Below are 17,761 nucleotides of genomic sequence, written 5' to 3' on the forward strand. Positions count from 1 at the left end.
AGGCTCACTCTTTAAGTGATATATAATATACCGAAGTTAGTAATTAGCAGATTTTATTACAGTAAAAATATAAACTTCACAACTTGTATAGAGCTATCAACAAGACCTTTTTCGTAATGCGTCTTAACACGTTAATAATTTGTCGCTTTGGAGTTTTTGTGATTTAACAATATTTTAATTCATTTAGTTCGTAACATTTCGAACAAATTGCTATATTTGTGATATGATGGTGCAGCATCATAAAATTAAATCATTTTAACCACCACTTAAAAATTTATAATTATGCAAACATTATTTTTAAAATCGGTAAACGAGGTTATTAAACAGTGGTATATTCCTTTACTCGTGGGTGTTTTCTTTATAGTCGTAAGCATTGTCGCTTTTACCTCTCCATTAGGGTCGTTAATAACACTTTCTATTTTATTTGCGTTGTCCTTTGTCTTTGGCGGACTTTCAGAAGCCGTATTTTCTATAATTAACAGAAAGCGCTTAGATAATTGGGGTTGGACATTAGCGTTCGGGATTGTAACCTTCGTTGTAGGGGTTCTTTTGCTTTCGAACCCAGGGTTATCTATAGCAACGCTCGCCTTCTATATTGGTTTTGTACTATTATTTCGTTCCATTTCGGCAATTGGCTTTGCAATGGATATTAAAAAGTACGGAAGTAAAAACTGGGGAGGTCTCTTAATACTGGGTGTTTTAGGGGCTATTTTCTCGTTCGTGCTAATATGGAATCCCGTATTCGCAGGATTAAGCGTAGTTATGTTAGTCGCATTAAGTTTTTTAACCGCCGGATTGTTTAGTGTGTTTTTAGCGTTCCAGCTAAGAAAATTACACCAATCGTCTAAGGAATTATCTACCGAATTACAGCAACGTTACGACGTTTTAGCTCAAGATATTCGCGCTGAATGGGACGACTAATAGTTTATACGTTTAAATAAATTTTTAGACTAATTTTTAAAATATTAAATAGATTCTGTATCTTTTTAGGCAGAAAGCGTCATTGGGTGATGATTAGGTAACTATTTTGTTAGCCAATTAACTTAAAAACAGTGTAGGCTTGCCGCCAATAATAATAGTTTGTAATAAATCCTTAGGCTGAGAGCTCATTAGCGGTAAAGGGCTCGCTAAACGCATATATGACGCTTTTAGGAGTCGTGTTTAATAGAGTTCTAAGGTAAAATATTACGGTTGTCTTCTTAGAATGTATTCCCAATGGACTTGCAATGGAAGGCGTTATTTTTATTAATTTATAGCGTGTTAAATTCATAACAAACCCGTTATAAACTAGTCTTAAAAATCAAAATATGAGCACTCCCAACCACCCCGATTTACTTAAAGCCGCGTTAATTACAGGTGTAATTAACGCACTAATTAATGGCGGTATTCAGTATTTTTTCTTAAAAGATGAAGAGGTGATTCTCGTTTCTGTAGATTCTATAACCAACAACGCGCTAACGGTTTTAGGTACAGCCGTAACTTTAGCGATTACTTTATCTATGATTTTAACCGTAGTGGCTTACTTTGGTATAAAAGGAGAAAAAGCACCGTTCTTCCCAACGGCGTTTTGGCTGACCATTAAGCACGGCTTTTTTACGTTTGGAGTAGTTACTTCTTTATCTGTGTTATGGCAAAAATATATGGGAACCGTTGCGGTTTCTTTAATCTCAGCTTTAATCATTATTGGTATAATAGCAGGTATTGTCTCGGCTATCGTTAACTATTTAACGCTAAAAGAATGTGTTATCATTCCTAAAATTAAGGCGTAATCTATGTAAAAGTAATGCTATACTCTCGGTTTTTAGTTTAAAAACCTTAAAAATGATATATTATACTATTAAAAAACAAACCAATGAAACACATATTCTATCTCTTATTACTAACACTTACTTTTTACGGTTGCAAAGACAATTCAACCACAATCAAGATAGAGAGGGAAGCGCAAGCGACCGAAGAAAAGGCACAATTATTTTTCAACGGAGATATTTTAACGATGGCTTCGGAAACACCTCGTTATGCGGAAGCTATTGTGGAACACAATGGAAAAATTGTATTTGTAGGCAGTAAAGCTGACGCAGAAAAAAGTTATGAAAATGCCAAATACGTCGATTTGAAGGGGCGCACACTACTGCCCGGTTTTGTAGATCCGCACAGTCATTTCGGTATGGTATCGAACACAATGGGTCAAGTCGATTTAAATCCGGAACCGGTTGGAGAAATTAAAAACATAAAGGATATAATAGACGCTTTAAAAACGTATAAAAAAGAAAATAACATCGCCGATGGCGAATGGATTTTCGGTTGGGGTTACGATGATGGGCAGTTAGCCGAAAAACGTCACCCTAATAAAAATGACATCGACAAAGCCTTACTCAATAATCCTGTGTATTTACAGCATACAAGTGGGCATATGGGCGTTGCAAATTCTATGGGGTTAAGTGAAATGGATGTTTCGGCCAGTTCTAAAAGTCCGAATGGAGGGTCAATCGTTCGTTTTCCTAATTCAAAAGTGCCGTCAGGTTTGGTTCAAGAAACGGCAATGTATCCTTTTGTAAGACATATGCTTGAAGAGTTGTCTAACAAGCAAGCGGAGTTTTTCGATACCACGCAACACTATTATGCCTCTAACGGTATTACAACGGCTCAAGACGGAATGACCGACAGAAACACCATTGCCTTTTTTCAGTCGCAAGCCGATGGCGGGAAATTGGATATCGATTTAATTGCTTTGGCCGGATATTCAGAGTTAGATAGTAATATTCAAGATTCAACTCTTCACTTTAAAACCTACAAAAACGGATTTAAAGTACAGGGAACAAAAATTGTTGCAGATGGTTCACCACAAGGTAAAACAGCCTATTTTTCTAAACCTTATTTAACCGAAGTGCCTGGATGTTATCATAATTGTCGCGGGTTACCAAGTTTAACGCAAGATGCCTTAAATACTTTGTTTGTAACCGCTTATAACAACAAGAATCAATTGTTTATTCATTGTAATGGTGATGCTACTGTAGATATGGTAATCGCAGCGCATGAAAAGGCGTGCAAAACACTAAATGAGCCCTTAGATAAAGACCGAAGAACAATCGTGATTCACGCGCAGTTTTCTAGAAAAGACCAGTTGGAAGCCTTTGTAAAGTACAATATGGAACCGTCATTTTTTACCAATCATGCTTATTTTTGGGGCGATGTTCATACGGAGAATTTAGGAAAAGAACGCGCTAATTTTTTAAGTCCTATGGCAACAGCATTACAATTAGGCTTGAAACCAACAAATCATACTGATGCTACTGTAACGCCAATAGATCCCATATTTACTATTTGGACAGCGGTAAATCGCTTGTCGCGATCTGGAGTAATTATAGGTGAAAACGAACGCATAGCACCGTACAATGCCTTACAAGCGATCACCACGAATGCTGCTTATGAGTTGTTCGACGAGCATTTAAAAGGAACTCTAGAGAATGGCAAACTAGCCGATTTTGTAATTCTAGATAAAAATCCACTAAAAGTAGAACCTATGGCTATAAAAGAGATTTTAGTTATGGAAACTATAAAAGAAGGCGTTGCTATTTATGAGAAAAAGTGAGTGGTAAGAACGTTAAGGGCAAATTAAGAATGAAGAGCGATAAAAAAATTAAGAAATAAAGATTAAAAACAGAGTAAAATGAAAAATTTAGAAGGTCACGTTGTTATTGTAACTGGAGGTGCCGCAGGAATCGGTGGTGCTATCACGACAGTGTTAACAGAGCGTGGAGCAAAGGTTATTGCAGTAGATATAAATGAAGAAGCAGGAGCAGAGATCGAAAAAACACATCCAGAACGCATCGTCTTTTTAAAGGGAGATGTGTCTAAGGAATCGATTGCAAAGGAAGCTGTTAGAATAGCTGTGTCTAAATTTGGAAAATTAACAGGGCTCGTAAACAATGCCCACGCATCGCGTCAAAAAAAGCTAATGGATCTTACCGAAGACGATTGGGCATTATCATTCGGAACAGGATTTAATGCTTCACTATATTTTATGAAAGCCAGTTATAAAGAGTTGGTAAAATCTAAAGGAGCGGTAGTGAACTTTGGTTCTGGTGCGGCTTTAGAAGGGCAGCCCCTGCAGGCCAGTTATGCAGCAGCGAAAGAAGCCATTCGCGGATTAAGTCGCGTGGCAGCAAATGAGTGGGCAGAAGATGGCATTCGCGTAAATGTGGTGTGTCCGTTAGCTTTAACAGAAGGTGTGGTGAACTGGAAAAATGAGCATCCAGAGCAATACGAAGAGGTTGCAAAAAAAACACCCTTGCACCGTTTTGGTAGTCCGCAAGAAGATATTGCACCTATTGTTGCTTTTTTATTGAGTAACGATAGCAAATATATGACAGGGCAAACCGTAATGGCCGATGGTGGAACCGTAAAATTGAGATAATAAAATAGGTGATAAAAAAATATAAGAAGAGTATGAAGACAACAGATTTATTTAATTTAAAAGGAAAAGTAGCGATCGTTACCGGTGGTGCAAACGGAATAGGAAAAGCAACCGCTTTAATGTTAGCAAAACATGGCGCTAATATAGCGATAGGCGATTTTAATCTTGAGGATGCTAAGAAAGCGGTAAAAGAGATTGAGGCGCTTGGTGTTAAAGCTATTGCCGTATCTTGTAATGTGTTAAAAGATGAAGAGTTGGTAAACTTGGTAGAGACAACGGTTAAGGAATTAGGCGGTATTCATATTTTAATTAATAACGCCGGAGGTGGTGGTGGTGGAAGAGAAAATCCGTCTAAAATATCTGTAGATGATATTAAACGCGACTACGAACTCAACGTTTTTAGTGGTTGGAGATTATGCCAATTGGCAGTGCCGCATATGAAAAAAGACGGTTACGGTTCTATCGTGTTTACAACGTCAATGTCTAGTATAAATAAGAGTCCGAATATGAGTGGCTACGCGGGGTCTAAGGCTGCGGTAAACCATACGGTGGCTAATCTAGCTCACGATTTTGGTCCGGAAGTACGTATTAATGCTGTAGGTCCTGGGGCAACACGAACGGCTGCTTTAGAAAGTGTGTTGACTCCAGAAATTGAAAAAACAATGCTAAAACATACGCCAATTAAACGTCTTGGTTATACCGATGATATTGCGGGTGCTATGTTATACTTTGCAGCACCGATTTCTGAGTGGGTAAGCGGACAAACTATTTTTGTAAACGGTGGTGGAGAGCAGGTTTTAGAATAATACGTTCGTAATTAGACGACCCGCTTTTAAAGGTAATAATTGTAAGGCTGAAAGTAGTGCGTTGCGTTGTGGTGTTCTGAAATTCTGAAAGTGAATACGACACCGAAACTGTTTTAAATGGAAGCGACAAACGGAAGCTTTTTTAGGTAGAGAACAAAAACGGTAACATAAAGGTGCCGTTTTTGTTTTTTATGTATATTTGAAACCTACCCAAATTAAGAGAATTGTTATGCTAGAAGAATTTTGGTTTAATGTGCAATATGGTATGAACCATGTTTTGGATATTAACGCTTACGACCACGTATTATTTTTAATCGTATTAACGGTTCCGTATATGTTTAAGGACTGGAAACGCGTGTTTATGCTGGTTACTGTTTTTACAGTGGGCCATACGATGTCTCTATTATTGGCGACTTATGGCGCAGTGAGAGTAGGGGTGCCTATTGTCGAATTTTTAATTCCATTAAGTATTCTTATTATCGCATTATTTAATGTGTTTACAGCAGGTAAAGGCGCGCAAAAAGAGAAAGTTGGTATTTTGTTTTTTTCGACCTTGTTTTTTGGTTTGGTACACGGCTTTGGCTTTGCGAGAGAATTGCAAATGCTAATCGGTCCAAAGGATAACAAGTTTCTAGTTATGTTAGAATTTGCGTTGGGTATTGAATTGGCGCAGATTATTATTGTCTTTTTAGTCCTGTTTATAGGGTATCTAATACAAACCATTTTTAGGTTTTCAAAACGTGATTGGGTTATGGTGCTATCTTCTATTGTGGTTGGTTTAGTGATTCCGATGCTAATTGACAGTGAGTTACTAGGCTAACTGTTTAAATTATTTTTCATAAATCTTTTTTAATTGTATGGTAATTATATAGCGAACCTACTATCTTCGTAGTATAGTTACGCGTAAGAGATTGAGGTATTGTTGGAGCTCTTTTTTATTTTCTAAAAAAAGCGACTACCGAAAGCTTGGTTTTTAGCTTTTTCTGCTAAAAATACGCCCAAAATACTTTTAAAATAGTCTATGCCACATAAAAAATTAAAGTACGATAAAGCGTATCTTAGAATCGCCAAAGAATGGGGGAAGTTATCGTTCTGCGAGCGCAAACAAGTTGGAGCGGTTATTGTTAAAGATAGAATGATAATCTCAGACGGATTTAACGGTACGCCCACAGGTTTCGAGAATTTTTGCGAAGATGAAGACGGATATACCAAATGGTACGTGCTGCACGCCGAGGCTAATGCAATTTTAAAAGTGGCGTCGTCTACGCAATCGTGTAAAGGGGCAACGTTATATATTACGTTATCACCGTGCAAAGAATGCAGTAAACTTATTCATCAAGCAGGAATTGTGAGAGTGGTGTATCAAGGCGGTTATAAAGACGATTCTGGCTTGCGTTTCTTAGAAAAAGCGGGGATCGAAGTACAACAAATACAAGAGTTAGAAGCCTAATGAAAATGAAAAAAAAATACTGGCCACTGATTTTAGGATCTGCTATTGCGGTTGGTATTTTAATTGGAGGTAAATTAAATTTTACCGATACTTCCGATCGTTTATTTACGTCCAGTAGTAAAAAAGATAAATTAAATAGACTTATAGATTACATTGATTACGAGTATGTCGATGATGTAAATACCGATAGCATTGTGGATGTTACCGTAAATGAGATCTTAGATAATCTAGATCCGCATTCGGTTTATATTCCTAAAGATGAAATGCAGGAGGTTACCGAAAATATGAAAGGTGATTTTGTTGGTATCGGCATTAGTTTTTATACCTACAACGATACTATTACTGTAATTAGAACTATTGAAGATGGGCCTAGTGAAAAAGCGGGGTTAATGGCGGGAGACCGTATTATTACGGCTAATGGTGATTCGTTATTTGGTCGTGATGTAAACAATGGTGATTTGGTAAAAAAGCTAAAAGGCTTAATAGATACTAAAGTAAATCTCGAAGTGGTGCGTCGCGGTAGTAGCAAACCTTTAGCGTTTACAGTTACACGCGGGCACATACCTATTAAAAGTGTCGATGCGGCCTATATGCTTGGCGATAGTTTGGGCTACATAAAAATTAATAGGTTTGCCGAGTCTACTTATAAAGAATTTAAAAAAGAATTAAATAAACTCCAAGCGCTTGGTGCTACCGAATTGGCTTTAGATTTACGTGCAAATCCAGGAGGCTTTTTAGGAATTGCTGAAAAAATTATTGATGAATTTCTAGAAGATGAAACACTGATTTTATTTACAAAGAATAAAAGCGGACAAATTGATAGAAACTATGCTACGACTCGAGGGTCGTTTGAAAAAGGAAAGGTTTACGTGCTTATTGACGAAAACTCGGCCTCGGCAAGTGAGATTGTAGCAGGGGCTTTGCAAGATAATGACAAAGGTGTTATTGTAGGCCGACGCTCGTACGGAAAGGGTTTAGTGCAACGCGAAATGCAATTGGGCGATGGTAGTGCGGTGCGGTTAACAGTAGCGCGATATTACACACCAACTGGGCGTTCTATACAACGAGCGTACGATACAGGCAATAGCGATTATTTTGACGATTATTACGCAAGAATTGAAAGTGGCGAATTGTTTGATGCCTCTAAAATTGAGGTCGCCGATTCTTTAAAATTTACAACACCAAAAGGAAATATTGTGTATGGTGGTGGTGGTATTATTCCTGATGTTTTTGTACCCATAGACCGCGCGATGAATAACGAGACCATCGTATATTTATACCGTCGCGGATTTATTAATAATTTTGCATTCGAGCATTTAGAACACGATCGCGAGGCGTATGCTAACCTGTCTAGAAAGGATTTTATTACCTTTCATGAGGTAGATGATGCGGTGATTGAAGAATTTAAAGAATACCTAGAAGTAAAGGGACGAACCAATATTATTTTTGTCACCTATAAAAGTGAGATTAAGCAGTATATAAAAGCAGCAATCGCCGAACAGTTATATGGTACCGGTGCTTTTGAGGAAGTGCTTAACCAGCGCGATATTATGATTGAAAAAATAATACATCTTAGCGCGGGCGTTATCAAAAAAGATGCAACACCTATAGAAACTACTGAAGTAGAGAATAATAATGCCGTACCCACACAAACAGAGGCGCAAATTATCGACCAGTTAAGTAATGATTAGTATTATAAGATATTAAGATCGCAGTTGCTACGGTAGTTTAACGGTCTGTTTTAATGCGAATTAAACAGGGATAAGGTTTGCGTTATGTGGCAATTTCAATTTTATATATATGGAATCCTAAATGGTTACACTTTATCGTGTATTTTAGTGTGCTTTCCTTGGTTCCAAAGCGTTAAAATATCGGTGGCTACATGAGCACCGCTTCCTGCTGCTATAGCAAACTGACTTCTCCAACCAGCTAACGTCCCTGCAACGTACAATCCATTTTCCATTAAATGGTCTGTGTTTTCTAGCCAGATGCGGTCTTTAGAAATTGCTGTCTTAGGATGCGCTTTTATATAAGACTCTAAACCTTTAATCGTGATTAAATTGGTGTAACCAACTGCAATAACTACAATTTTGGTAGCATAGGTGTTTTTATTTGTCGTCACCACAAAAGTGTCATTTTTTTTGGCTATTTCAATGACTTTCTCACCCTCAATCTGTTGTACTTCCGGGTATAAGTCGGCAAGTTGTTGTTTGCCTTCAGATAATAAAGAAGCACCCGTAGTTCCGGGTTTTAAACCTAAAACATTATTAAATAAAGCATTTTGCAAATGCGATGCTTTTTGGTGTGTTATAATGGCTACTTTTTTGTCTTCAGCAAACGGCTTTTGTAATCCAGAGCCCAAAACTAAAGCACATGATAATCCCGCAGCACCACCGCCAATTATTAAAGTGTCTAACATTATTTTCGCGATTTTTTTTCTATAGCTTTAGAAATGCGTAAAATTTGTAATAACGCCAAAGCACATAACGATGCGAAAATGGTAATTAAAGCCACAACGCTTTCGCCTTCAAAAAGACTGTCGAAATCTAATTTAGTGACATTAAAAATGAGTAATGCAATAGCTATTGCCGATAAAATATAAGTAAAAATTTTCATAATGTAAATTTAAGCAAAAAGAACCTTAATGTTGTGCGCAAATAATTTTACTGCAATCGCTAATAAAATAACGCCAAATACTTTTCTAATAATACTAATTCCGTTGGGGCCAATAATACTTTCAATTCTCTTAGACGTTTTTAAAACGATATAAATAACAATAACGTTTAAAATAACGGCTACAATTATATTTTGAATGCTAAACTCGGCACGTAAAGATAATAAAGTGGTTAAACTTCCGGGCCCTGCAATTAAAGGAAAAGCTAAGGGAAATACAGAAGCGGTCATTGGGCTGGAAGCATCATCCTTATATAGGGTAATGCCTAGAATCATTTCTAAAGCAATAAAAAATAAGATGAACGAACCAGCAACGGCAAACGAACTCACGTCGATACCGATAAGATTTAAAATACTTTTTCCTAGAAATAAGAAAGAGACTAAAATAATACCAGCTATAATAGAGGCTTTTTCACTTTGAATATGACCAACCTTTTTTCTTAAATCTATAATAATAGGAATATTACCTACAATATCTATAACAGCAAATAATATCATAAAGGCTGTAAATATTTCCTTGAAATTTAATCCCATTTTGAGTCACTTTTAAAATTTGCGCAAAATTAATCTAATAAAATTATATTTCATACTACAAAAACATAAAATTAAAGAGTTTCTTATTCTCTCTAAACTCCTTCAATTAAGTATTATATTTGCAGCTTATTTAACACTTGCAATGTATGTTCCAGTTGGGAAAAACCATAGTTTCGGAAGCTATAATAGAAAATGATTTTGTTTGTAATTTATCAGCATGTAAAGGAGCGTGTTGTGTAGATGGAGACGCAGGTGCGCCTTTAACGAAGGAGGAAACGCAGATTTTAGAAGATGTGTATCCAAAAGTGAAGCCCTTTTTAAGACAGGTCGGAATTGACGCTATAGAAGCGCAAGGAACTTTTACAACCACAGAATCTGGCGAGTTTGAAACTCCACTTATTGATGGTGCCGATTGTGCCTATGTTATTTTCGATGAAAAGAACACCGCTTTATGTGCCCTAGAAGAAGCAAACAACAAAGGTGAAACGAATTGGAAAAAGCCAGTATCGTGTCATCTATATCCCGTTAGAATTAAAGAATATAGTGAGTTTTCTGCTGTTAATTACGAGAAGTGGAGCATTTGCGACGATGCCTGTTCTTTAGGAAAAGAGCTTCAAGTACCGGTGTATAAATTCGTAAAGGATGCGCTTATTAGAAAATATGGTGAAAGTTGGTATGCCGACCTTGAAAAGGTGGCCGCTACTTTTAATCGTTAACGGTAGTCTATCGTAACTTTTTTATAGCTTTAGTGGGAATGTTCAATGTTACTTTTGTGCCGGAAGGTGCATCGTTGTCGTATAAATCTTCAATAGTTATGGTGTAAGAATGCGTGTAACGTTTCGAGAAATTTTCAAGTCGTTTTTTAGTGATTTCAATTCCCAACGATTTTCGTTTTAACACCTTATTTTCTTTAATGGCCTCCGATGCTTTTCGGCCAATACCATTATCGGAAATAGAAATAGTAACAAACTTTTTCTTCGATTTATAAACATGTACCGTAATGCTTTTGTCTTCCTTTTTTGGTGATAGGCCGTGCCATAATGCGTTTTCTAAAAAAGGCTGAAGCACTAGAGACGGGAGCTTTACATTATCTATGTCTATAGAAGGATCTATTACGGTAGTATATTTAATGTGGTTAGAAAACCGAATATTTTCAATATTCATATATAGGCTCATCGTTTCTAATTCTTCAGCTATAGAGATTTGTTTTTCGGTAGAAGCGACCAGTATTTTTCGAATAAACTTAGAGAATTTAGTTAAATAATAGATCGCTTTTTCTTTCTCGTTATTTATAATATACAATTTTATCGAGTTTAAAGAATTGAATATAAAATGCGGATTCATTTGATTTCTAAGCATATCTTGCTCTAAAGTTAAAATCATTTTTTCGCTTTTAAGTTCGCGGTGTCTGTAAAGAAAGAACAACGCCACGCCTAGAAGTAATAATACAGAGAGCAATAAAAGTCCCATTTTGTTATTTTTATCCAATCGTAACTTTACGATTTCATTCTCTATGGCTAACGACTGTATTTGGCTGTTTTTTTTCTCTGTTTCATAGTGCAGTCTTAAAGAGCTTACAAACTGGGCATTCTTTTCACTGAGAATATTTTTATTGAGTTCGATCGCTTTTTTGTAATGTGTTAAAGCCAGTTCATAGTTGTTTTTTTTCTCATTTAATTCTGACAAGTGTAAATATGCACTAGAGATAGACGATTTTAATTCGTATTTAATAGCAACGTTTAGTCCTTTTGTTAGCCACGTTTCTGCAAGCTCTAAATGGTTTAATTTACTATGAGCCCATCCTAAAGTAATATACGTAAAAGCAATATAAAACTGATCTTGATTTTTTTCGGCTAGAGCAATGGTCGGTTCTATAATTTTTAGGGCGGCTTCTGGATTGTTCTGTTTTACGTAGACAGAGCCAATACTCGTATTGCAAATAACGCGCCCCACATTAGAATTTATCTTTTCGTTATATTGTAATGAGATTTTATAGTTTTTTAAGGCTGCATTTAGTTTGTTTTGGGCTTCGTAAATAGCACCAATATTATGGTAATTTATAGCTAAACCGAGGCTGTTATTTGTGGCCATTTCAATTTCTAAGGAACTATTAAATTCTTCTAATGCTAAATCGTATTGTTTTAAGCTGAGGTAAATATTTCCAATACTGTTATGGCATACGGCAATACTTTTTTGAAGGCTTTTTGTTTTAATGGGTTGCTGTTCGGCAAGCTTTAGGGCGTCTTGGTGGTATCCCAATGCACTTTTAATATTATCTAATCGGCGCTCTACCACCCCGAGCATGTTAAGACTTACAATATGGAACTCTATGAGTCCTTTCTGCTTAGAAATGATAAGAGCTTGGTTTAAGAAGTTTTTAGATGTTTTAAACAACGACTTATTTCTGTATTGATTTCCCAGCATAATGTAAGCGTAAACTTCGCCCTGGGGATAGTTTTTTTCTAAACTTTTGGCTAAGAACATTTTCATTTTTAGGGTGTCGTATTTGTTTTTGTAAATCGCATAATCCAAAGCGTTATACGTTTTATGATTTACAGTTATAATACTATCTGCAATCGCTAAAAAATTTTGTGATTGCTGTTGCGGAAATCCACTAAATGAGACAAGAAAAAAGAAGACAAAAAGAGCGGGTCTCTTGTTAAACAAATTAAGGATGAAGCGATTATGTGCCATTACAGTTTCTCTAAAAAATCCGATTTGCGTTGTCTAGCCACTGGGATTCTATGATTACTTTCCATAACCACGTAACCTTCCGTTTTTATGTATTCTTTAATCTTACCCATATTTACAATAAAGGAATTGTGTATTCTGAAGAAACTATCTTCAGGAAGAAGCGTATTCACTTCTTTTAATTTTTTTGTTATGACTAGTTTTTGATTGTTGGCTAAAAATAGGGTGCTGTAATTTCCGTCGGACTCGACAAAAAGAATATCGTCTAGATTTATAAATAATAATTTGCCATCGGCATTAATGGTTATTTTCTTTTTGTTAGTATTAGTGGTGAAATTAATCAGAATATCTTCAATCTTATCGGTCGTCGAGATTCGCTTTTTAAATTTTCTTATTTTCGCAATGGTTTCTTTTAAGTCATCGGCATCTACTGGCTTTAGCAAATAATCTAAAACCTCCTTTTTTAAAGCTTTAATGCCATATTCGTCATAAGCCGAAGTAATAATTATGGCAATATTTTTAGAATCGAGGTGCTCTAAAAACTGAAAACCATCCATCGTTGGCATTTGTATGTCTAAAAACAGACAATCTGGTTTAACGGTTTTTAGATATAGCAGCGCCTCTTCCGGAATAGAAAACGTTTTTATAATTTCTATTTCGGAGCTATAATTTTTAAGTTCCCAAGTTAACCCTTCGATTGCTTTTGGTTCGTCATCAACAATAACTGCTTTCAGCATTTTATTAAAAAATATTTGTACTTAAATATAAAATTAATAATTGAGACTTTTAGTTTTTATGTATAATGGGCTAAAAAAAATGTATGATTAGTCGGTCGCCAGCGTTTTAAAACGCTAAAATTTGTAAAGCCCATTACAAATATTGGAAATCACCCCTCAAATGGGTGTCAAAATAGGGAGGGAATATGCGATTATTTGAGACGTGTTTCCCCCTGAAAAAGCCTTGCGATAAGGCTAACGTATTCAATAATAACGATTAGTGTTTTTGCTCTATATTTACCTTAAAAAAATTACAATTTATAGTTTTTTTTGCATAATATTTTAAAAACGCATGTACCTCAATAAATCCCGCTTGTAGACCTACATTTCAACAATCAATGTTTAAAACTTCTTATGTTTTAACGTTAATTACCTTTTAAAATCAGTTGTAATTTTCAATCTTTGCTAGTCCCAAGAATAATTAAATTTACGTCTAATAGTTTTTAAAATCTCCAATAAAATGTCTCAAGAACTCGAACCAATATTACAAGAAAATAAAGATAGATTTGTAATTTTTCCAATAGAACATCACGATCTGTGGGAATGGTACAAAAAGTCGCAAGCGAGTATCTGGACGGCAGAGGAGATTGATTTGCATCAAGATCTCTCAGATTGGACGAACAAATTAAACGACGACGAGCGTTATTTTATAAAACATATTCTTGCTTTTTTTGCGGCTAGTGATGGTATTGTAAATGAAAATTTAGCAGAAAACTTTGTTAACGAAGTGCAATATAGTGAAGCAAAATTCTTCTACGGTTTTCAAATTATGATGGAGAATATTCACAGTGAAACGTATTCATTATTAATAGATACATATGTAAAAGATGATGCTGAGAAAGCTAATCTTTTTAACGCTATTGAAACATTTCCAGCGATAAAAAAGAAAGCAGAATGGGCCTTAAAATGGATTGAATCACCAAGTTTCTCAGAACGATTAATTGCATTTGCTGCCGTAGAAGGAATCTTCTTTTCAGGATCTTTTTGTTCTATTTTCTGGTTGAAAAAACGTGGGTTAATGCCAGGTTTAACCTTCTCTAACGAGTTAATTTCTAGAGACGAAGGAATGCATTGCGATTTTGCCGTGCACTTACACGAAAATCACTTAGTAAATAAAGTGCCTAAAGCGCGTATTAGAGAAATTCTTGTCGATGCACTTAATATAGAACGTGAGTTTATTACAGAATCGTTACCAGCTAGTTTAATTGGGATGAATTCAAAATTAATGACACAGTATTTAGAGTTTGTAACCGATGGTTTATTGGACGACTTAGGTTGTGAGAAAGAGTTTAATACTGCAAATCCGTTCGATTTTATGGATATGATTTCTCTTCAAGGAAAGACAAACTTCTTCGAAAAAAGAGTGGGAGATTATCAAAAAGCTGGAGTTATGGATATTAATAAAGGCGAGGATGAAGATAAATACAATATGGATTTCGATTTTTAATTTCGACACTCCAGTACAACAAAATATATAGTAGGCTTATTGGCTATAAAAGACCATATGTGCTACACATTGAATAAAAACTATTAAATAGTAACGCTTTGTTAGCCAGGTTATTATTTAAATAGGAGGACTAAGAAGCCCTTTTTCTGAAAAAAGCGCCGGGAAATAAAACTAAATCGTAAAGTATGTTTGTATTAAAAAGAGATGGCAAGAAAGAACCGATAATGTTTGATAAAATCACAGCTAGAGTGAGAAAGTTATGCTATGGTTTAAATGAATTGGTAGATCCCGTAAAAGTAGCTATGCGAGTTATTGAAGGGCTTTACGATGGCGTTACAACCATCGAGTTAGACAATTTAGCGGCAGAGCAAGCGGCAACAATGACGACGACTCACCCCGATTATGCCCGTTTAGCGGCACGTATTTCGGTGTCTAATTTGCATAAAAACACCAAGAAAACCTTTAGCGAAGTAATGCATGATTTGTATACTTATGTTAATGATAGAACTGGAAAACATTCCCCTTTATTATCAGATGAGGTGTATAATGTAATTCAGGAAAATAAAGAAAAATTAGATTCTGCAATAATTTATAACCGTGATTTTAGTTACGATTATTTCGGCTTTAAAACGTTAGAGCGTTCGTACCTTTTAAAATTAAATGGTAAAATTGTCGAAAGACCGCAACACATGTTAATGCGTGTTTCGTTAGGAATTCATTTAAACGATTTAGATTCCGCCCTCGAGACTTACGAGTTAATGTCTAAAAAGTACTTTACACACGCTACGCCAACATTATTTAACTCTGGTACACCAAAGCCTCAAATGTCGTCTTGTTTCTTATTAACAGTAAAAGACGATAGTATAGATGGTATTTACGATACGTTAAAGCAAACAGCTAAAATTTCGCAATCGGCGGGAGGCATTGGTTTGTCCATTCATAATGTGCGTGCAACAGGAAGTTATATTGCTGGAACAAATGGTACAAGTAACGGTATTGTGCCTATGTTGAAAGTCTTTAACGATACGGCACGTTACGTAGATCAAGGTGGTGGAAAACGTAAAGGAAGTTTCGCTATGTATATCGAGCCTTGGCACGCCGATATTATGAGTTTTTTAGACTTAAAGAAAAATCACGGTGCCGAAGAATTACGGGCTAGAGATCTGTTCTACGCGATGTGGATGCCAGATTTGTTTATGAAACGTGTAGAACAAAATGCCGAATGGACTTTAATGTGCCCTAACGAGTGCCCTGGATTATGCGATTTACACAGTGAAGAGTTTGAAGCCTTGTACACGAAATATGAAAGTGAAGGTAAGGGACGTAAAGCGATAAAAGCAAGAGAACTTTGGGAGAAAATATTAGAATCTCAAATAGAAACAGGTACGCCGTATATGTTGTATAAAGATGCAGCGAACCGTAAATCTAATCAGAAGAATTTAGGAACTATTCGTTCTTCAAATTTATGCACCGAGATTATGGAGTACACTTCTCCAGATGAGGTTGCTGTTTGTAACTTAGCGTCTATTGCTTTACCAATGTTTATTAAAGACGGAGCATTTGATCATAAAGAATTGTTCCGAATTACAAAACGTGTAACTAAAAACTTAAATCGTGTCATTGATAGGAATTACTATCCTGTAAAAGAAGCTGAAAATTCAAATTTACGTCATAGACCAGTAGGTTTAGGTGTTCAAGGATTAGCGGATGCGTTTATAAAATTGCGTTTACCATTTACAAGTGATAAAGCAAAAAAGCTAAATAAAGATATTTTTGAAACACTTTACTACGCGGCATTAACCGCAAGTGTGGAAGAAGCAAAGCAAGATGGCCCTTACCAATCGTACGAAGGGAGCCCAATTAGTCAAGGGGAATTCCAATACAACCTCTGGGGAATTAAGGATGAAGAATTAAGCGGTCGTTGGGATTGGGCGAAATTACGTGAGCAAGTACTTGAGCACGGCGTGCGTAACTCGTTATTAGTAGCACCAATGCCTACAGCATCGACTTCTCAAATTTTAGGTAATAATGAATGTTTCGAACCATATACATCTAACATTTATACGCGTCGTGTATTATCTGGTGAATTTATAGTAGTGAATAAACATTTGCTAGAAGATTTAGTAGAATTAGGACTGTGGAATGATGAGTTAAAGAATGAAATCATGAGAGCAAATGGATCTATTCAAGAGGTAGATATTATTCCTGATGATATTAAGGAATTATACAAAACGGTTTGGGAGTTGAGTATGAAAGACATTATCGATATGTCCAGACAACGTGGTTACTTTATCGACCAATCGCAATCACTTAACTTATTCTTAGAGGGGGCTACAATGACGAAATTAACGTCTATGCACTTCTATGCGTGGAAGAGCGGCTTAAAGACAGGAATGTATTACCTACGTACTAAAAGTGCAGTAGACGCTAAGAAATTTACTGTAACAAAAGCTAAAAAAGAAGCACCTATAGCCCAAACCGTGAAGGCTAGTGCTGCAGAAGAACAAAAACAAGCCGCGGAGACTGCTACTAAACTTGCTAAAGAAAAAGCGGCAGTAGTAAACACAGAACCGATGTCGGCTGAAGAAATGAAAGCACTAATAGCACAAGCAAAAGAAGCCGATGAAGACGATTGCTTAATGTGTGGTTCGTAAATTTTAATTTTAATATTGAAGAAAAGTACCTTGCATTACGTAAGGTGCTTTTTTTAGGGCTTTGTTTTAAATGTTAAAACTGTTTTAAAACACTGTTAGTCAGATAAATGGGTATTTTATCGAGTGGGTTTAAAAAGTTTATAATAAAAAAAAGAGGGAAAGAAAAAAACATAAAAAAAAGGCATAATTGAAATATGCCTCTTGGTCAAAATTTAAAATTAGGTGTAGGATCCAATTTTATTTAAGAAGATGAGAAAACCTCATTTCCTATTTCATTCCTCAAAGGAACGAAATTAGATTCTTCTTACCAAGTTAA

At 35.8% G+C, this 17,761-nt stretch carries 16 protein-coding genes; 11 read left to right on the top strand and 5 right to left on the bottom strand.

Features of this window, described 5'->3' with window-relative positions; translation table 11 throughout:
- Positions 1-282 precede the first annotated feature (282 nt).
- The 8 genes from ES676_RS06290 (at position 283) to ES676_RS06325 (ending at position 8,361) form a co-directional block, all read left to right on the top strand.
- The gene (locus ES676_RS06290) at positions 283-921 is read left to right on the top strand and encodes an HdeD family acid-resistance protein (RefSeq protein WP_148369454.1); all 639 of its coding nucleotides are present in this window, start codon (positions 283-285) and stop codon (positions 919-921) included.
- 386 nt (positions 922-1,307) lie between these two features.
- Positions 1,308-1,769: a hypothetical protein gene (locus ES676_RS06295; RefSeq protein ID WP_148369455.1), complete on the top strand. Its 462-nt coding sequence runs from the start codon at positions 1,308-1,310 to the stop codon at positions 1,767-1,769.
- 83 nt (positions 1,770-1,852) lie between these two features.
- Positions 1,853-3,589 (top strand): amidohydrolase, encoded by a 1,737-nt coding sequence (locus ES676_RS06300; RefSeq protein ID WP_148369456.1) that lies wholly within the window; start codon positions 1,853-1,855, stop codon positions 3,587-3,589.
- A 78-nt stretch (positions 3,590-3,667) separates the two neighbouring features.
- Complete coding sequence (locus tag ES676_RS06305) at positions 3,668-4,414, top strand: SDR family NAD(P)-dependent oxidoreductase (RefSeq protein WP_148369457.1); 747 nt, start codon at positions 3,668-3,670, stop codon at positions 4,412-4,414.
- A gap of 32 nt (positions 4,415-4,446) precedes the next feature.
- The gene (locus ES676_RS06310; RefSeq protein WP_148369458.1) at positions 4,447-5,220 is read left to right on the top strand and encodes an SDR family oxidoreductase; all 774 of its coding nucleotides are present in this window, start codon (positions 4,447-4,449) and stop codon (positions 5,218-5,220) included.
- 229 nt (positions 5,221-5,449) lie between these two features.
- The gene (locus tag ES676_RS06315) at positions 5,450-6,040 is read left to right on the top strand and encodes a HupE/UreJ family protein (protein ID WP_148369459.1); all 591 of its coding nucleotides are present in this window, start codon (positions 5,450-5,452) and stop codon (positions 6,038-6,040) included.
- A gap of 201 nt (positions 6,041-6,241) precedes the next feature.
- Positions 6,242-6,670 carry a deoxycytidylate deaminase gene (locus ES676_RS06320; RefSeq protein WP_148369461.1) on the top strand — a complete coding sequence of 143 codons (429 nt, stop codon included), beginning with the start codon at positions 6,242-6,244 and terminating at the stop codon, positions 6,668-6,670.
- A complete protein-coding gene (locus ES676_RS06325) occupies positions 6,670-8,361 on the top strand; it encodes a S41 family peptidase (RefSeq protein WP_148369463.1) in 1,692 nt (563 codons plus the stop codon). Before ES676_RS06320 ends, ES676_RS06325 begins: the two co-directional genes overlap by 1 nt.
- 125 nt (positions 8,362-8,486) lie before the next feature.
- Here ES676_RS06325 and ES676_RS06330 read toward each other — a convergent pair whose 3' ends face one another.
- The 3 genes from ES676_RS06330 to ES676_RS06340 are packed head-to-tail and all read right to left on the bottom strand — an operon-like array spanning position 8,487 to position 9,877.
- Complete coding sequence (locus tag ES676_RS06330) at positions 8,487-9,089, bottom strand: FAD-dependent oxidoreductase (protein WP_215731640.1); 603 nt, start codon at positions 9,087-9,089, stop codon at positions 8,487-8,489.
- Positions 9,089-9,286 carry a hypothetical protein gene (locus ES676_RS06335; RefSeq protein ID WP_148369467.1) on the bottom strand — a complete coding sequence of 66 codons (198 nt, stop codon included), beginning with the start codon at positions 9,284-9,286 and terminating at the stop codon, positions 9,089-9,091. Before ES676_RS06335 ends, ES676_RS06330 begins: the two co-directional genes overlap by 1 nt.
- Before the next feature lie 9 nt (positions 9,287-9,295).
- Entirely contained in the window at positions 9,296-9,877 is a 582-nt protein-coding gene (locus tag ES676_RS06340) for a MarC family protein (protein WP_148369469.1), read from the bottom strand.
- A 146-nt stretch (positions 9,878-10,023) separates the two neighbouring features.
- Between ES676_RS06340 and ES676_RS06345 the strand changes: the two genes are divergently transcribed.
- Complete coding sequence (locus tag ES676_RS06345) at positions 10,024-10,593, top strand: DUF3109 family protein (protein WP_148369471.1); 570 nt, start codon at positions 10,024-10,026, stop codon at positions 10,591-10,593.
- Between the two features lie 7 nt (positions 10,594-10,600).
- Here ES676_RS06345 and ES676_RS06350 read toward each other — a convergent pair whose 3' ends face one another.
- Entirely contained in the window at positions 10,601-12,571 is a 1,971-nt protein-coding gene (locus ES676_RS06350; protein WP_148369473.1) for a tetratricopeptide repeat-containing sensor histidine kinase, read from the bottom strand.
- Entirely contained in the window at positions 12,571-13,305 is a 735-nt protein-coding gene (locus tag ES676_RS06355) for a LytR/AlgR family response regulator transcription factor (protein WP_148369475.1), read from the bottom strand. The genes ES676_RS06350 and ES676_RS06355 overlap by 1 nt, the downstream gene beginning before the upstream one ends.
- Positions 13,306-13,804: 499 nt before the next feature.
- Between ES676_RS06355 and ES676_RS06360 the strand changes: the two genes are divergently transcribed.
- Together ES676_RS06360 and ES676_RS06365 are read left to right on the top strand one after the other, a co-directional pair.
- Positions 13,805-14,791, top strand: coding sequence for a ribonucleotide-diphosphate reductase subunit beta (locus ES676_RS06360; protein ID WP_148369476.1), 987 nt, complete (start codon positions 13,805-13,807; stop codon positions 14,789-14,791).
- A gap of 185 nt (positions 14,792-14,976) precedes the next feature.
- Positions 14,977-17,445, top strand: coding sequence for a ribonucleoside-diphosphate reductase subunit alpha (locus ES676_RS06365; protein ID WP_148369478.1), 2,469 nt, complete (start codon positions 14,977-14,979; stop codon positions 17,443-17,445).
- Positions 17,446-17,761 lie beyond the last annotated feature (316 nt).

Source organism: Bizionia saleffrena, assembly GCF_008086175.1.
GTDB lineage: Bacteria > Bacteroidota > Bacteroidia > Flavobacteriales > Flavobacteriaceae > Bizionia > Bizionia saleffrena.

Excerpts from the sequence above, each read along its gene's own strand:
- ES676_RS06290 (WP_148369454.1), top strand. The coding sequence starts at position 283 with ATGCAAACATTATTTTTAAAATCGGTAAACGAGGTTATTAAACAGTGG.
- ES676_RS06320 (WP_148369461.1), top strand. The coding sequence starts at position 6,242 with ATGCCACATAAAAAATTAAAGTACGATAAAGCGTATCTTAGAATCGCC.
- ES676_RS06355 (WP_148369475.1), bottom strand. The coding sequence starts at position 13,305 with ATGCTGAAAGCAGTTATTGTTGATGACGAACCAAAAGCAATCGAAGGG.
- ES676_RS06340 (WP_148369469.1), bottom strand. The coding sequence starts at position 9,877 with ATGGGATTAAATTTCAAGGAAATATTTACAGCCTTTATGATATTATTT.
- ES676_RS06360 (WP_148369476.1), top strand. The coding sequence starts at position 13,805 with ATGTCTCAAGAACTCGAACCAATATTACAAGAAAATAAAGATAGATTT.
- ES676_RS06305 (WP_148369457.1), top strand. The coding sequence starts at position 3,668 with ATGAAAAATTTAGAAGGTCACGTTGTTATTGTAACTGGAGGTGCCGCA.
- ES676_RS06345 (WP_148369471.1), top strand. The coding sequence starts at position 10,024 with ATGTTCCAGTTGGGAAAAACCATAGTTTCGGAAGCTATAATAGAAAAT.
- ES676_RS06325 (WP_148369463.1), top strand. The coding sequence starts at position 6,670 with ATGAAAATGAAAAAAAAATACTGGCCACTGATTTTAGGATCTGCTATT.
- ES676_RS06295 (WP_148369455.1), top strand. The coding sequence starts at position 1,308 with ATGAGCACTCCCAACCACCCCGATTTACTTAAAGCCGCGTTAATTACA.
- ES676_RS06350 (WP_148369473.1), bottom strand. The coding sequence starts at position 12,571 with ATGGCACATAATCGCTTCATCCTTAATTTGTTTAACAAGAGACCCGCT.
- ES676_RS06335 (WP_148369467.1), bottom strand. The coding sequence starts at position 9,286 with ATGAAAATTTTTACTTATATTTTATCGGCAATAGCTATTGCATTACTC.
- ES676_RS06315 (WP_148369459.1), top strand. The coding sequence starts at position 5,450 with ATGCTAGAAGAATTTTGGTTTAATGTGCAATATGGTATGAACCATGTT.
- ES676_RS06300 (WP_148369456.1), top strand. The coding sequence starts at position 1,853 with ATGAAACACATATTCTATCTCTTATTACTAACACTTACTTTTTACGGT.
- ES676_RS06365 (WP_148369478.1), top strand. The coding sequence starts at position 14,977 with ATGTTTGTATTAAAAAGAGATGGCAAGAAAGAACCGATAATGTTTGAT.
- ES676_RS06330 (WP_215731640.1), bottom strand. The coding sequence starts at position 9,089 with ATGTTAGACACTTTAATAATTGGCGGTGGTGCTGCGGGATTATCATGT.
- ES676_RS06310 (WP_148369458.1), top strand. The coding sequence starts at position 4,447 with ATGAAGACAACAGATTTATTTAATTTAAAAGGAAAAGTAGCGATCGTT.